The sequence below is a fragment of the Kitasatospora sp. NPDC024654 genome, assembly GCF_055559155.1.
The window spans coordinates 55,754-69,838 of the sequence record NZ_JBVHLF010000043.1; the positions used below are offsets into that span (position 1 = coordinate 55,754).

Consider the following 14,085-nt stretch of genomic DNA (forward strand, 5'->3'; position numbering starts at 1 on the left):
CTCCTCCTCTCCCCCCCCCCCCCTCCCCTCCCCCCCCCCCCCCCCCCCCCCCCCCCCCCCCCCGCCCCCCCCCCCCCCCTCCCCCCCCGGCGGCGGGCGGCACGGCGGCGACTCGAAGGGACGTGCCCATGACCAGCATCGACACCACCACCCCGGCCCTGACGGTGACGGGGGACCACGGGCTGCAGGCGGTGCTGCTGGACATGGACGGCACCCTGGTCGACACCGAGGACTTCTGGTGGCAGGCCGAGGCCTCGCTCCTCGCCGAGCTCGGCCACCAGCTGGACGAGTCGCACCGCCGGCACGTGGTCGGCGGCCCGATGACCCGGGTGGTGGACTACCTGATCGCCGAGACCGGCGTCGAGCTCAGCCCCGCCGAGCTGAGCGGCCGGATCAACGCCCGCTTCGTCGAGCTGCTGGACGGCGGCGCGCCGCTGATGCCCGGCGCCGCCGAGCTGCTGGGTCTGCTGCGCGAGCACGCCATCCCGACCGCCCTGGTCTCCGCCTCGCACCGGCGGATCATCGACCTGGTGCTGCGCAACCTCGGCGACCACCCGTTCGCCTTCTCGGTGGCCGGCGACGAGGTGGCCCGCACCAAGCCGCACCCGGACCCGTACCTGGCCGCGGTGGCCCGGTTCGGCGCCGAGCCCGGCCGCTGCGTGGTGATCGAGGACGCCCCGCTGGGCGTGCTGGCCGGCGAGGCGGCCGGCTGCCCGGTGATCGCGGTGCCCTCGGTGGCGCCGATCGAGCCGGGACCCGGGCGGACCCTGCTCAGCTCGCTCGCGGAGCTGGATCTCGACCTGCTGCGTTCGGTGGTCGCGGCGCGGGTGTGATGCTCGTCTCACCGGCCGGCTCGTGATGCCCCGTCAGGGTCCGCCGAAGCGGGAGAAATCGGGCATTGCCTGACAACTCATCTGTTCCCCCGCCCAGGCGGCGCATCCCGGCCAGGATCTGGTGGCAGAGCTGTGACTTTGATATGGCAGGCTGCTCGCGTCTATCCCGACACGCCCACGCAGCCGCCCGCACGCGCCCCCGACCCGGAGGCCGTCCGGCTGCCACCGGCACCCCACGGCCGGCCTGCACGGAGAAGGAACGCATGACTTCAGGCATACGACGCGCGCCCGGCCGCATGGCCGCGCTGGGCTGCGCCGCTCTGGTCGCCGCCACGGTCTCGGGCTGCGGCTCGGTCCAGAACGCGGTCTCCGGTGGCAGCACGAGCAGCGCCATCACGATGGGCACCATCAGCACCACCAGCACCCTCGATCCGGCGGGCGCGTACGACACCGGCTCCTGGATGATCCTGGAGAACACCTTCCAGTCGCTGCTGAGCTTCCCGGTCGGCGCCACCTCCCCGCAGCCGGAGGCCGCCCAGTCCTGCTCGTTCGCCAGCAACGACTCGATGACCTACCAGTGCACCCTGCGCTCGGGCCTGACCTTCTCCAACGGCCACCCGCTGACCGCGCAGGACGTGGTCTTCTCGATCAACCGGGTGAAGCAGATCAACGACCCCAACGGTCCGTCGGCGCTCTTCAGCACCATCCAGTCGGTCGAGGCCCAGGGCGACAGCACCGTGGTCTTCCACCTGACCCAGCCGGACGCCGTGCTGCCCGACGAGCTGGCCACCGCGGCCGGTTCGATCGTCGACCACACCGTCTTCCCGGCCAACAAGGAACTGCCCAACAACCAGCTGATCGGCTCCGGTCCCTACAAGATCGAATCGATCCAGGACATGTCCGACGGCAAGACGCCGAGCCAGGTCGTGCTCACCCCGAACACCCACTACCAGGGCAGCCAGAAGCTGGCGAACTCCAAGTTCACGCTGCGCTTCTACAAGACCGCGAGCGAGGTGAAGTCCGCGCTGGACAGCGGCGCGATCGACCTCACCGACAACAGCCTCGACCCGAGCGTCTCGGCCCAGCTGCAGACCGACTCGCAGTCCGGCGTCGGCAACTACAAGGTCACCCAGGGCGCCGCCTCCGACGCCAGCTACCTGGTCTTCAACACCAAGGACGAGACCACCGGCCAGACCGCGGTCCGCCAGGCCGTCGCCCAGCTGATCGACCGTGAGGCGATCGCCAAGGACGTCTACGCGAACACCGTCGAGCCGCTGTACTCGATCATCCCGCAGGGCATCGGCGGCCACACCACGGCCTTCTTCGACAAGTACGGCGACCCGAGCGTGAGCAAGGCCAAGGCCATCCTCACTGCGGCCAAGGTCCCGCTTCCGGTCAAGCTCGACATCGCCTACCAGGGCGGCCCGGTCGGCCAGGCGCTGACCGCGCAGATGAAGTCGGAGCTGGAGGCCGACGGCCTGTTCCAGGTGAACATCACCACGCAGTCGGACCCGTCCGCCTACCAGCAGGGCTACACGAACGGCGCCTACCAGTCCTTCCTGGTCGGCTGGAGCATCGACTACCCGGACGCCGAGGACTTCGTGGTCCCGCTGGTGGTCGGCGGCGGCAGCTTCCACAACGGCTACGACAACCCGCAGATCAGCCAGCAGCTGGTGCCGGTCTCGCAGAAGCAGGCCGACCGCACCGCCGCCGCCAGCACCTTCGCCAGCATCCAGACCATCCTGGCGAACGACGTGCCGATGCTGCCGCTGTTCCAGGACAAGTCGTACTTCGTCTCGCGCAACAACATCACCGGCGTCGAGCAGACCGTGGACTCCACCGGCGTCTACCGGTTCGCCGGGATCGGCCGGCAGTAGTCCGCCGCCCACGCGGAGGGGCCGGCCGGGGAACCCTCCCCGGCCGGCCCCTCCGCGTTCGGCTCACAGCGTCCCGGGACGCACCAGCCCGCTCTCGTAGGCGTAGACCGCCGCCTGCACCCGGTCGCGCAGCCCCAGCTTGGTCAGCACGTGCCCGACGTGGGTCTTCACCGTGGTCTCGCTGACGAACAGCTCGGCCGCGATCTCCGCGTTGGACAGCCCCTTGGCGACCAGCCGGAGCACCTCCATCTCCCGCTCGGTCAGCGCGGTCAGCGCCGGCGAGGGCGCCTCGTCGCCCGAGGGCAGCCGGGTGGCGTACATGTCCAGCAGTCGTCTGGTGATCGAGGGCGCCAGCATCGCGGCGCCGTCCGCCACCACCCGGATCGCCTGCACCAGCTCCTCGGCCGGCACGTCCTTCAGCAGGAACCCGCTGGCTCCCGCGCGGAGCGCCTCCACCACGTACTCGTCCAGGTCGAAGGTGGTCAGCACGAGCACCTTGACCGGCCCGTCCCGCCCCGGCCCGACGATTCGCCGGGTGGCCTCGACCCCGTCCATCCGGGGCATCCGGATGTCCATCAGCACCACGTCCGGCTGCAGCGCCCGCACCTGCTCCAGCGCCTGCTGGCCGTCCCCGGCCTCGCCCACCACCACCAGGTCGGTCTCGGCCTCCAGGATCATCCGGAAGCCGGTGCGCAGCAGCGGCTGGTCGTCGACCAGCAGCACACGGATCGTCACCTAGGACTCCTTGCTCATCTGATTCACGTCTGACCCCTGGCGGCCCGGGGGCTCCTCGGTCGTGCGCGCCGCCGGCAGCACCGCCAGCGGCAGCGGGTACGGCGGGGGCGTCCCGCCGAACTCCGGACAGCTCTGCTGATGGTCGCACCAATCGCAGAGCCGGTTGCGGGTTGCCGGGAACTCCCCGGTCGCCACCGCCCGACAGATCGCCTCCCAGAGCGCCAGCAGCTTGCGCTCCATCGACCGCAGATCGGCCTCGTCCGGGTCGTAGCTCACCACGTCGCCGCCCCCGCCCAAGTACACCAGCTGCAGCCGCTTGGGGATCACGCCCTTCCAGCGCCACACCACCAGGGCGTAGAACTTCATCTGGAACATCGCCTTGGCCTCGAAGTCCCGCGACGGCGCCCGGCCGGTCTTGTAGTCCACCAGCCGCACCTCTCCGGTCGGCGCCACGTCCACCCGGTCGATGTACCCGCGCAGGTGCAGACCCGAGTCCAGCACCGTCTCCACGTACAGCTCGCGCTCGGCCGGCTCCAGCCGGGTCGGGTCCTCCAGCCGGAACCACTGGGCCAGCAGCTTCTCGGCGTCCGCCAGCCACCGACCCAGCGCGGTGCCGTCGGGATCCTCCGGGAACAGCTCGGCCAGCTCCGGCCGCTCGCCCAGCAGCCGCTCCCACTGCGGACGCAGCAGCTCACGGGCCCGGTCCACGGTCCGCTCGGGCGCCGGATGGTCGAAGAGCCGTTCCAGCACCGCGTGCACCACGGTGCCCCGGGTGGCCGCCGGGCTCGGCGGCTCCGGCAGCTTGTCGATCACCCGCAGCCGGTAGAGCAACGGGCAGGTCAGGAAGTCCCCGGCGCGGGAGGGGGAGAGCCCGGTCGGCGGCACCGCGCGGCGGGCGGTCTCGGTCTGCTGCATGCGTCGACCCTATGGGGTCGGGCTGTCATCCGGCTGTCAGGGCACTCACATCAGGGATCCCTTGGTGGCCGGTGCCGTATCCGGGGTAGGACACTCGGTATCAGGGCCGTCCAGCCGACGTCGGACGAGATCACGTAGCGTGGGCAGCCAACCCCCGCCCGAACCGGCCGGGGAGCGGCGGGGAAGACGACCTGAAGGGGTCACGGTGAGCGACACCACGGGGCAGCAGACCTCCGAGCAGCCACCCCAGCAGGACCAGCGGCCGACCGGGCCCGAGCGCCCGGGCGGTGCCATCCTGATGGGTCGGCCCTTCGGCGTGCCGATCTACATCACCCCCACCTGGTTCGTCATCGCCGCCCTGATCACCTGGCTCTTCGGCAGCGAACTCCGTACGGTGCTGCCCGGCCTCGGCTTCGCCCGCTACCTGGTCGCGCTCTTCTTCGCGATCGCGTTCTACGGCTCGGTGCTGGTCCACGAACTCGCCCACACCCTGGTCGCGCTCCGCTACAGGCTCGGCGTGCGCCGGATCCAGCTGCAGTTCTTCGGCGGTGTCTCGGAGATCGAGCGGGAGGCCGGGACCCCCGGTCGGGAGTTCTGGCTCGCTTTCGTCGGCCCGCTGCTCTCGTTGGCCCTCGGCGGCCTCTGCTGGGGCGCGCTCCAGCTGGTCCGGGCCGGCACCGTCCCCGGCGTGCTGATCGCCGGCCTGGCGATCTCCAACCTGGTGGTGGCCGCCTTCAACCTGCTCCCCGGCCTGCCGCTGGACGGCGGACGGATGCTGCGCGCACTGGTCTGGGGCCTGACCGGCCGCCCGATGGCCGGCACGGTCGCCGCCGCCTGGGCCGGCCGGGTGCTCGCGCTGGCCGTGCTCTTCGGCCTCCCGGCGATCGGCACCGCCCGGGCCGGTGGCCAGTCCAACGGTGACGCCCTGCTCGACTCGGTGCTCGCCGCGATCCTCGCCGTGATCATCTGGAACGGTGCCGGCGCCGCCGTCCGCAACGCCCGGCTCAAGGAGGTGCTGCCCGCGCTCAACCTGCGCACCCTCACCAGGCGCGCCGTCACCGTCGCCTCGGACACCCCGCTCGCCGAGGCGCTCCGGCAGGCCCGCGAGGCTCAGGCCGGCGGCGTCGTCCTGGTCGACGGCGGCGGTCAACCGACCGCCCTGGTCAAGGAGGCCGCCGTCCTCCAGATCCCCGAACAGCGCCGCCCCTGGGTGGCCGCCGCCGCGCTCGCCCGTGCCATCGAGCCGGGGTTGCGGCTGCCCGCCGACCTCGCCGGCGAACGGCTGCTGGCCGCACTGCGGGCCACCCCGGCCAGCGAGTACCTGGTCGTCGAGCCGGACGGCACGGTCTACGGCGTGCTCGCCGTCAGCGACGTCGAGCGCCGCCTCGCCGCCGCCGTCGCCGGCCGCTGACCGGCCCACGTGGTCCGGGGCGGCCCGAGAAGCCCTTAGGATTGTCCGCATGTCCGAACCGACCGGTGCCACCCGCAGGCGGGGGCCATTCACGGTCGGGGACCAGGTCCAGCTGACCGACCCCAAGGGCCGCCACTACACGTTCACGCTCGAAGCCGGGAAGAACTTCCACACCCACAAGGGTGCGTTCCCGCACGACGAGCTGATCGGCGCCCCCGAGGGTACGGTCGTGCGCACCACGGGGAACGTGCCGTATCTCGCGCTGCGCCCCCTGCTCCCCGACTACGTCCTGTCCATGCCGCGCGGTGCGGCCGTCATCTACCCCAAGGACGCGGGGCAGATCCTGGCCATGGCCGACATCTTCGCCGGCGCCCGGGTGGTCGAGGCCGGCGTCGGCTCCGGTGCCCTCAGCACCTACCTGCTGCGCGCCGTCGGCGACACCGGCATGCTGGCCTCCTACGAGCGCCGCCAGGACTTCGCCGACATCGCCCGGAAGAACGTCGAGCGCTACTTCGGCGCACCCCACCCGGCCTGGAAGCTCACCGTCGGTGACCTCCAGGACAACCTGGTGGAGACCGAGGTCGACCGGATCATCCTCGACATGCTCGCCCCCTGGGAGTGCCTGGACGTGGCCGCCAAGGCCCTCGTCCCCGGCGGTCTGATCTGCTGCTACGTGGCCACCACCACCCAGCTGTCGCGCACCGTCGAGGCCCTGCGCGAGCACGGCACCTTCACCGAGCCGCAGGCCTGGGAGACCATGGTCCGCACCTGGCACGTCGAGGGCCTGGCCGTCCGCCCGGACCACCGGATGATCGGCCACACCGGCTTCCTGCTCACCTCCCGCCGGCTCGCCGACGGGGTCGAGCCGCCGCTGCGCCGCCGCCGCCCCGCCAAGGGCGCCTACGGCGAGGACTACGACAGCGGGGCCGCCGAGCCCACGCTGGCCGAGCGCGCCGCCGCCCGGGCGGCCGCCCGCGAGGTGACCCCCGTCATCGAGCAGGACTGACCCCGAACGCCCGGGGATGGTGCCCACCCGGCACCGTCCCCGGGCGTTCTCGTCCGCCGCTCCCGAGCGCGCCCCCGGTGACCGGCCGATCACCCCTGATGTGCGACGATGCTGCCTCACACCCAGACCTGCCGGTGGAGGGCACCCCTTGGCAGACGCAGTGGCAGACCGGACACCGGCGCAGGCCCCCGCGCACACCCGCACCCGCGCCCGGCACTGGGTCGCCGTCGCCGCCGCCGTGTCCGCGGTGACCGGCGCTGCCCTGGCCGCGAGCCCGGCCGTCGGCGTGACGACCACCGCCGCACCCGGCACCCCCCGGCCGGTCCCCACCGCCGAGGCCCCCGACCCCGCCAAGGCCCAGCTCCCGCTCGACTGCGGCCCGCTCCCGGTCAAGACCAGCATCAGCGTCCCCGCCGACCTCGGCGACGGCGTCCCCAGCACCCTGGTCGCCGCCCACTGCGACACCGCCGGCGGCACCGCCCCCGACGGCGTCTTCCTGCTCACCCCCGGCCCCGGTGGCCCGCCCCGGATCCGGCAGACCCTGGTCCGCTGGCAGGAGGGCTTCACGGTGACCCGGCTCGCGCTGCGCGGTGACGGCAGCATCACCGCCACCGCCCAGGGCTACTCCACCCCCGACGTCCCGCGCTGCTGCCCCGACCTCACCGTCACCCTCAACTGGACGCGTCGGGGCGGATCGTACGTCCGCACCCAGAGCAGTGCCCCGTCGGCCACGGCCTGACGGGGCACCAGCGACCGGCGCGCGCGGATCAGTCGGCGTCCGGCCCGTACACCTCGACCCCGTCGCGCACCCGGCGCACGTGGATGCAGTCGCCCGGGCACTCCTTCGCGGAGTCCACCACGTCCTGAAGCAGTGTCAGCGGGACCGGCGCGGTCTCGCCCGGCTGCTGCCGCAACTCGTCGTCCTCGCCCTTGACATAGGCCAGCCCGTCGATGTCCAGCTCGAAGACCTCAGGCGCGTACTGGACGCAAATGCCGTCGCCCGTGCACAGGTCCTGATCGATCCACACCTCGAGCGGCTCACCGGAGGCCGCCTCGCTGGTCACTGACATCTGCTCCTGCCGTTTCTGTCCGCTTGTCCGACGATCCGTCCAGGAGGAACGGTCACGATCGGGTATTGACTTGCTCGACCCTACATCCGCCCGCTTTCCGAGCGTGCGCGGTGGGTATCTCCCTGCCGAGGGGAAGCACACACGGGTGAAGATCGGACACACCCCTTCCGTCTTTCTTGATCTAGGGGTTTACACGGCCCCTGGTCCAGGTAGGGTCTGGAAGCATCCCGCTCCCCAGGAGGAGGTGAGGACCGTGGCAGCCCACGATGACGACTACAACCGCAGTGCCGGCAAGCCCGCTCGTGGTTCCGACGAGGCCGCACAGGTCTCGTACCTCGAGCAGGAGATCGCCGTCCTGCGCCGCAAGCTCGCCGAGTCCCCGCGCTCTTCGAGAGTCCTCGAAGACCGCATCGTCGAGCTCCAGACCAACCTGGCCGGAGTCACCGCCCAGAACGAACGGCTCGCCTCCACCCTGCGCGAGGCCCGCGACCAGATCGTGGCCCTCAAGGAGGAGGTGGACCGGCTGGCCCAGCCCCCCGCCGGGTTCGGTACCTTCCTCAGTCAGAACGAGGACGGTACGGCCGACATCTTCACCGGTGGTCGCAAGCTGCGGGTCAACGTCAGCCCCAGCATCGAGCTGGACGAGCTCCGCCGCGGTCAGGAAGTGCTGCTCAACGAGGCCCTCAACATCGTCGACGCCTTCGAGTTCGAGAGCCTCGGCGACATCGTCACCCTCAAGGAAGTCCTGGAGGACGGCGAGCGTGCCCTGGTCATCGGGCACACCGACGAGGAGCGGGTGGTCCGACTCGCCGAACCGCTCCGCGACGTCACGCTGCGCGCCGGCGACGCCCTGCTCCTGGAGACCCGTTCCGGCTACGTCTACGAGGTCGTGCCCAAGGCCGAGGTCGAGGAACTGGTCCTCGAAGAGGTCCCGGACATCGACTACCGCCAGATCGGCGGCCTCTCCAACCAGATCGAGCAGATCCGCGACGCGGTCGAGCTGCCCTACCTGCACGCCGAGCTGTTCCGTGAGTACGAGCTGCGCCCGCCCAAGGGCGTCCTGCTCTACGGCCCGCCCGGCTGCGGCAAGACGCTGATCGCCAAGGCGGTCGCCAACTCGCTCGCCAAGAAGGTCGCCGAGGTCACCGGCCGCCCGCAGGGCAAGAGCTACTTCCTCAACATCAAGGGCCCCGAGCTGCTCAACAAGTACGTCGGCGAGACCGAGCGGCAGATCCGGCTGGTCTTCCAGCGGGCGCGCGAGAAGGCCGGCGAGGGCACTCCGGTCATCGTCTTCTTCGACGAGATGGAGTCGCTCTTCCGCACCCGTGGTTCCGGCGTCAGCTCGGACGTCGAGAACACCATCGTTCCCCAGCTGCTCGCCGAGATCGACGGCGTGGAGGGCCTGGAGAACGTCATCGTGATCGGCGCCTCGAACCGCGAGGACATGATCGACCCGGCGATCCTGCGTCCCGGCCGGCTGGACGTCAAGATCAAGATCGAACGCCCGGACGCCGAGGCCGCCAAGGACATCTTCTCCAAGTACCTCAAGCCCTCGCTCCCCTTCCACCCGGACGACCTCAAGGAGCACGACGGTTCGCTGGAGGCGACCGTCGCCGCCATGATCCAGTCCGTGGTCGAGCGGATGTACTCCGAGAGCGAGGAGAACCGTTTCCTGGAGGTCACCTACGCCAACGGTGACAAGGAAGTCCTCTACTTCAAGGACTTCAACTCCGGCGCCATGATCCAGAACATCGTCGACCGGGCCAAGAAGATGGCCATCAAGGACTTCCTGGACCACGGTCAGCGCGGTCTGCGCGTCTCCCACCTGCTCGCCGCCTGCGTCGACGAGTTCAAGGAGAACGAGGACCTCCCCAACACCACCAACCCGGACGACTGGGCCCGGATCTCCGGCAAGAAGGGCGAGCGGATCGTCTTCATCCGCACCCTGGTCACCGGGAAGCAGGGCGCCGAGTCCGGCCGCTCCATCGACACGGTGGCCAACACCGGTCAGTACCTGTAGTCGTCCCGCACCGCCACCCCGTCCGGCCGCGGCCCCCCGGGCTCCGCGGCCGGACGGCGCGTCTGCGCCGCCGGCCCACTGCCCCGGCCGCGGCGCAGCGCACCACGTCCGACCCGCCGCCCCGCGGACCCGACGGTCCGTCAGCCGCGGCGCCACAGCAGTCACGTCGGTGCCCCGCCCGCTCGGGGCGGGGCGACGGGCAAGGAGGGCCGCATGACCGTAAGGCGCGTGATGGGCATCGAGACCGAGTACGGGATCTCCGTGCCCGGGCACCCCAACGCCAACGCCATGCTCACCTCGTCCCAGATCGTCAACGCCTACGCGGCGGCGATGCACCGGGCGCGTCGCGCCCGCTGGGACTTCGAGGAGGAGAACCCGCTGCGGGACGCCCGGGGTTTCGACCTCGCCCGCGAGGTGGCGGACGCCAGCCAGCTCACCGACGAGGACATCGGCCTCGCCAACATCATCCTGACCAACGGCGCCCGGTTCTACGTGGACCACGCCCACCCCGAGTACAGCTCGCCCGAGGTCACCAACCCGCGCGACGCGGTGCTCTGGGACAAGGCCGGCGAGCGGATCATGGCCGAGGCCGCCGCCCGGGCGCTGGAGCTGCCCAACGGGCAGCAGATCCACCTGTACAAGAACAACACCGACAACAAGGGCGCCTCCTACGGTACCCACGAGAACTACCTGATGCAGCGGGCCACCCCGTTCGCCGACATCGTCCGCCACCTCACGCCCTTCTTCGTCTCCCGCCAGGTGGTCACCGGCTCCGGGCGGGTGGGCATCGGGCAGGACGGCTCCGCCAACGGCTTCCAGATCAGCCAGCGGGCCGACTACTTCGAGGTCGAGGTCGGCCTGGAGACCACGCTCAAGCGGCCGATCATCAACACCCGGGACGAGCCGCACGCCGACGCCGAGAAGTACCGCCGGCTGCACGTGATCATCGGCGACGCCAACCTCTCCGAGATCTCCACCTACCTCAAGCTCGGCACCACCTCGCTGGTGCTGGCGATGATCGAGGAGGGGTTCATCGCGGTCGACCTCGCCGTCGACCAGCCGGTCCGGACCCTGCACCGGATCTCCCACGACCCCGAGCTGCGCCAGCTGATCGCGCTGCGCAGCGGTCGCAAGCTGACCGCCGTGCAGCTCCAGATGGAGTACTGCGAGCTGGCCCGCAAGTACGTCGAGGACCGCTACGGCCACGACGCCGACGAGCAGACCAAGGACGTGCTCGCCCGCTGGGAGGACGTGCTCGGCCGGCTCGAGCGTGACCCGATGAGCCTGTCCCGGCAGCTCGACTGGATCGCCAAGCGGGAGCTGCTGGAGGGCTACCGGCAGCGGGACGGGCTGGACTGGGACAACCCGCGGCTGCACCTGGTCGACCTGCAGTACAGCGACGTGCGGGCGGAGAAGGGCCTCTACAACCGGTTGGTCGCGCGTGGCCGGTTCGACCGGCTGGTGACCGAGGACGAGGTCGCCCGGGCGGTCCATCAGCCGCCGGAGGACACCCGTGCCTACTTCCGCGGGCGCTGCCTGGAGCAGTACGCCGAGCACGTCGCGGCGGCCTCCTGGGACTCGGTGATCTTCGACCTGCCCGGTCGTGACTCGCTGCAACGGGTGCCCACCCTGGAGCCGCTGCGCGGCACCCGCAACCACGTCAAGGAACTGCTGGACCGCTGCCGCACCGCGGAGGACCTGGTCCGGGTCCTCTCCGGCGGGTGAGCGATCACACACCACGGGTGAACGACCCGGTGGAGGGGAATCATCCAGGTGACGTTCCGGCGTTGAAGAGAGTGGGGCGGACCGTCCGACCCGGTGCCCGTGGCGTGAGCCGCAGACACCACGCAAACGGGCAGCGCTTGTCGCCACCCGGTGTATAGGGTCTGAGCAACAGGCTCCGACCAACCGTGCCAGACGAATGCGAGCGGGGTGAGGGACATGGCGACCAAGGACACCGGCGGCGGCCAGCAGCGGGCGAACCGCTCCTCGGAGGAGACCGAGGAACAGGTAGCGGAGGCGCAGCAGTCCGAGGAGCTCAAGGAACGCCAGGAAAAGCTGAGCGACGACGTTGACGCGGTACTGGACGAAATCGACGAAGTCCTCGAGTCCAACGCCGAGGACTTCGTACGCGGATTTGTCCAGAAGGGTGGACAGTAAGGCGCCCAGGAATCGCATTCCGGGCACATCGCCCGAAATGCGGAAAAGCATTGCCGAGCACTCTTCCCGCGCTGCAGGCGCCTGGTCGCGCCTGCGGCGCGGTCTGTGGCGACGCCGAGCGGTGCGTCGTCGGGCCGGGTGGGCCGAGCATGTGGATCACGGCCGGGAAACGGGTAGGGTCCGTGGCGTCCTCCGCTTCGCCCGCAGTGCGGCACCGGGAAAGGCCGAGGGACCGGCCCGAGGCACTTCGGCGGGCCGCCGACTCATCTGGAAGGAATCGTGTGGAAGCCAACACTCGCGGCACCGGGCGTCTACCGGCTGCCTTCCTGACCCCCGGGTCCTCCTCGTTCATCGAGTTCCTGGCGGACCACTCGCCCGAACTGCTGCCCGGTCGGCGGACGCTCCCCGAGGGGCTGAGCGTCGAGGCGCCGCACGGGACCACCATCGTCTCGGCGGTGTTCGACGGCGGGGTGGTGATCGCCGGTGACCGGCGGGCCACCATGGGCAACGTGATCGCCCAGCGCGACATCGAGAAGGTCTTCCCCACCGACGAGTACAGCGCGGTCGGCATCGCCGGCACCGCCGGGCTCGCGGTGGAGATGGTCCGGCTCTTCCAACTCGAGCTGGAGCACTACGAGAAGATCGAGGGGACCGTGCTCTCCCTGGAGGGCAAGGCCAACCGGCTGACCACCATGATCCGGGGCAACCTTGGCATGGCGATGCAGGGCCTGGCCGTGGTGCCGATCTTCGCCGGCTACGACCTCGACCTCGGCCGCGGCCGGATCTTCACCTACGACGTCACGGGCGGCCGGTCCGAGGAGCGGGGCTTCGCGGCCATCGGCTCCGGCTCGCTCTTCGCCCGCGGCTCGCTGAAGAAGCTCTACCGGGAGGACCTGACCGGCGACGAGGCCGCCACCCTGGTGGTCCAGGCGCTCTACGACGCGGCCGACGACGACTCGGCGACCGGCGGTCCGGACCTCGCCCGGCGGATCTTCCCGATCGTCTCGCTGATCACCGAGGACGGCTTCCGCAGGCTGTCCGACGACGAGGTGGCGCGGATCGCGGTCTCGATCACGGACCGGCGACTCACCCACCCCAACGGGCCGCAGGCCCCCCTGCTCTAGTCCGCCAGGGCCCCCACCCACTCACCCACCTGACAGAAGGGGACGACCGCCGGTGTCCACACCGTTCTACGTCTCGCCTCAGCAGGCCATGGCGGACCGCGCGGAGTACGCCCGCAAGGGCATCGCGCGCGGCCGCAGCGTGGTCGTGCTCACCTACGCCGACGGCATCGTCTTCGTCGCCGAGAACACCTCCCGGGCGCTGCACAAGGTCTCGGAGATCTACGACAAGATCGCCTTCGCGGCGGTCGGCCGCTACAACGAGTTCGAGAACCTGCGGATCGGCGGCGTGCGCTACGCCGATCTGCGCGGCTACTCCTACGACCGGGCCGATGTGACGGCCCGTGGGCTGGCCAACGTCTACGCCCAGACGCTGGGCACCATCTTCTCCTCGGTCGGCGAGAAGCCGTACGAGGTCGAGCTGATCGTCGCCGAGGTGGGCCGCACCGCGGAGGACGACCAGATCTACCGGCTCACCCCGGACGGTTCCGTGGTGGACGAGAAGAACTCGGTCGTGGTCGGCGGCAACGCCGACTCGATCGGCAACTACCTGGGCCAGCGGCACCGGTCCGGGATGAGCCTGGCCGAGGCGCTCCGGCTGGCCGTGGACTCGCTCGCCCGGGACCCCAACGGTGGCACGCCGCGGGCGCTCACCCCGGAGCAGCTGGAGGTCGCGGTGCTGGACCGCGGCCGGCTCCAGCAGCGCAAGTTCAAGCGGATCCTGGGCGGCCAGCTCAGCCGGCTGCTGAGCGGCGACGAGTCGGCCGCGGTGGACGAGGCCGACACCCCGGCCGACGGGACCGGCCCGGCCGCCCCGGAGGCGTAGTCCCCGGCCGTACGGCCAGCGGGGGGGGGGGGGGGGGGGGGGGGGGGGGGGGGGGGGGGGGGGGGGGGGGGGGGGGGGGGGGGGGGGGGGGGGGGGGGGGGGGGGGGGGGG

13 protein-coding genes are annotated in these 14,085 nt (G+C 71.2%); 10 read left to right on the top strand and 3 right to left on the bottom strand.

The annotated features are described in order from the left end of the window. The first annotated feature begins 128 nt into the window (after positions 1–128). Together ACZ38L_RS24035 and ACZ38L_RS24040 are read left to right on the top strand one after the other, a co-directional pair. Positions 129–833 (top strand): HAD family hydrolase, encoded by a 705-nt coding sequence (locus tag ACZ38L_RS24035; protein ID WP_465696917.1) that lies wholly within the window; start codon positions 129–131, stop codon positions 831–833. 263 nt (positions 834–1,096) lie between these two features. Beyond that, positions 1,097–2,710, top strand: a complete 1,614-nt coding sequence (locus ACZ38L_RS24040) for an ABC transporter substrate-binding protein (protein ID WP_465696919.1) — start codon at positions 1,097–1,099, stop codon at positions 2,708–2,710. Positions 2,711–2,773: 63 nt separating this feature from the next. On the opposite strand, the gene ACZ38L_RS24045 is transcribed toward ACZ38L_RS24040, so the two are convergent. Together ACZ38L_RS24045 and ACZ38L_RS24050 are read right to left on the bottom strand one after the other, a co-directional pair. Continuing rightward, on the bottom strand, positions 2,774–3,445 hold the full coding sequence (locus tag ACZ38L_RS24045; protein WP_396564934.1) for a response regulator: 672 nt from the start codon (positions 3,443–3,445) through the stop codon (positions 2,774–2,776). Further along, entirely contained in the window at positions 3,446–4,360 is a 915-nt protein-coding gene (locus ACZ38L_RS24050; RefSeq protein WP_465696921.1) for a RecB family exonuclease, read from the bottom strand. It abuts the gene before it with no gap. Positions 4,361–4,565: 205 nt separating this feature from the next. Here ACZ38L_RS24050 and ACZ38L_RS24055 point away from each other — a divergent pair, with 205 nt between their 5' ends. The 3 genes from ACZ38L_RS24055 to ACZ38L_RS24065 all read left to right on the top strand — a co-directional run bounded on the left by ACZ38L_RS24055 (position 4,566) and on the right by ACZ38L_RS24065 (position 7,516). After that, positions 4,566–5,771 carry a site-2 protease family protein gene (locus tag ACZ38L_RS24055; RefSeq protein ID WP_465696923.1) on the top strand — a complete coding sequence of 402 codons (1,206 nt, stop codon included), beginning with the start codon at positions 4,566–4,568 and terminating at the stop codon, positions 5,769–5,771. A 49-nt stretch (positions 5,772–5,820) separates the two neighbouring features. After that, the gene (locus ACZ38L_RS24060) at positions 5,821–6,777 is read left to right on the top strand and encodes a tRNA (adenine-N1)-methyltransferase (RefSeq protein WP_465696925.1); all 957 of its coding nucleotides are present in this window, start codon (positions 5,821–5,823) and stop codon (positions 6,775–6,777) included. A 148-nt stretch (positions 6,778–6,925) separates the two neighbouring features. After that, positions 6,926–7,516: a hypothetical protein gene (locus ACZ38L_RS24065; RefSeq protein ID WP_465696927.1), complete on the top strand. Its 591-nt coding sequence runs from the start codon at positions 6,926–6,928 to the stop codon at positions 7,514–7,516. Between the two features lie 28 nt (positions 7,517–7,544). Here ACZ38L_RS24065 and ACZ38L_RS24070 read toward each other — a convergent pair whose 3' ends face one another. Then, the gene (locus ACZ38L_RS24070) at positions 7,545–7,847 is read right to left on the bottom strand and encodes a ferredoxin (protein WP_396564944.1); all 303 of its coding nucleotides are present in this window, start codon (positions 7,845–7,847) and stop codon (positions 7,545–7,547) included. A 253-nt stretch (positions 7,848–8,100) separates the two neighbouring features. Between ACZ38L_RS24070 and arc the strand changes: the two genes are divergently transcribed. The 5 genes from arc to prcA all read left to right on the top strand — a co-directional run bounded on the left by arc (position 8,101) and on the right by prcA (position 13,974). Next, complete coding sequence (gene arc / locus ACZ38L_RS24075; protein WP_465696930.1) at positions 8,101–9,867, top strand: proteasome ATPase; 1,767 nt, start codon at positions 8,101–8,103, stop codon at positions 9,865–9,867. 213 nt (positions 9,868–10,080) lie between these two features. After that, the gene (gene dop, locus ACZ38L_RS24080) at positions 10,081–11,592 is read left to right on the top strand and encodes a depupylase/deamidase Dop (protein WP_396564948.1); all 1,512 of its coding nucleotides are present in this window, start codon (positions 10,081–10,083) and stop codon (positions 11,590–11,592) included. Positions 11,593–11,808: 216 nt separating this feature from the next. After that, on the top strand, positions 11,809–12,027 hold the full coding sequence (locus ACZ38L_RS24085) for a ubiquitin-like protein Pup (protein ID WP_465696932.1): 219 nt from the start codon (positions 11,809–11,811) through the stop codon (positions 12,025–12,027). A 281-nt stretch (positions 12,028–12,308) separates the two neighbouring features. Further along, the gene (prcB, locus tag ACZ38L_RS24090) at positions 12,309–13,151 is read left to right on the top strand and encodes a proteasome subunit beta (protein WP_465696934.1); all 843 of its coding nucleotides are present in this window, start codon (positions 12,309–12,311) and stop codon (positions 13,149–13,151) included. Positions 13,152–13,203: 52 nt separating this feature from the next. Further along, complete coding sequence (gene prcA, locus ACZ38L_RS24095) at positions 13,204–13,974, top strand: proteasome subunit alpha (protein ID WP_465696936.1); 771 nt, start codon at positions 13,204–13,206, stop codon at positions 13,972–13,974. The last annotated feature ends 111 nt before the right edge of the window (positions 13,975–14,085 follow it).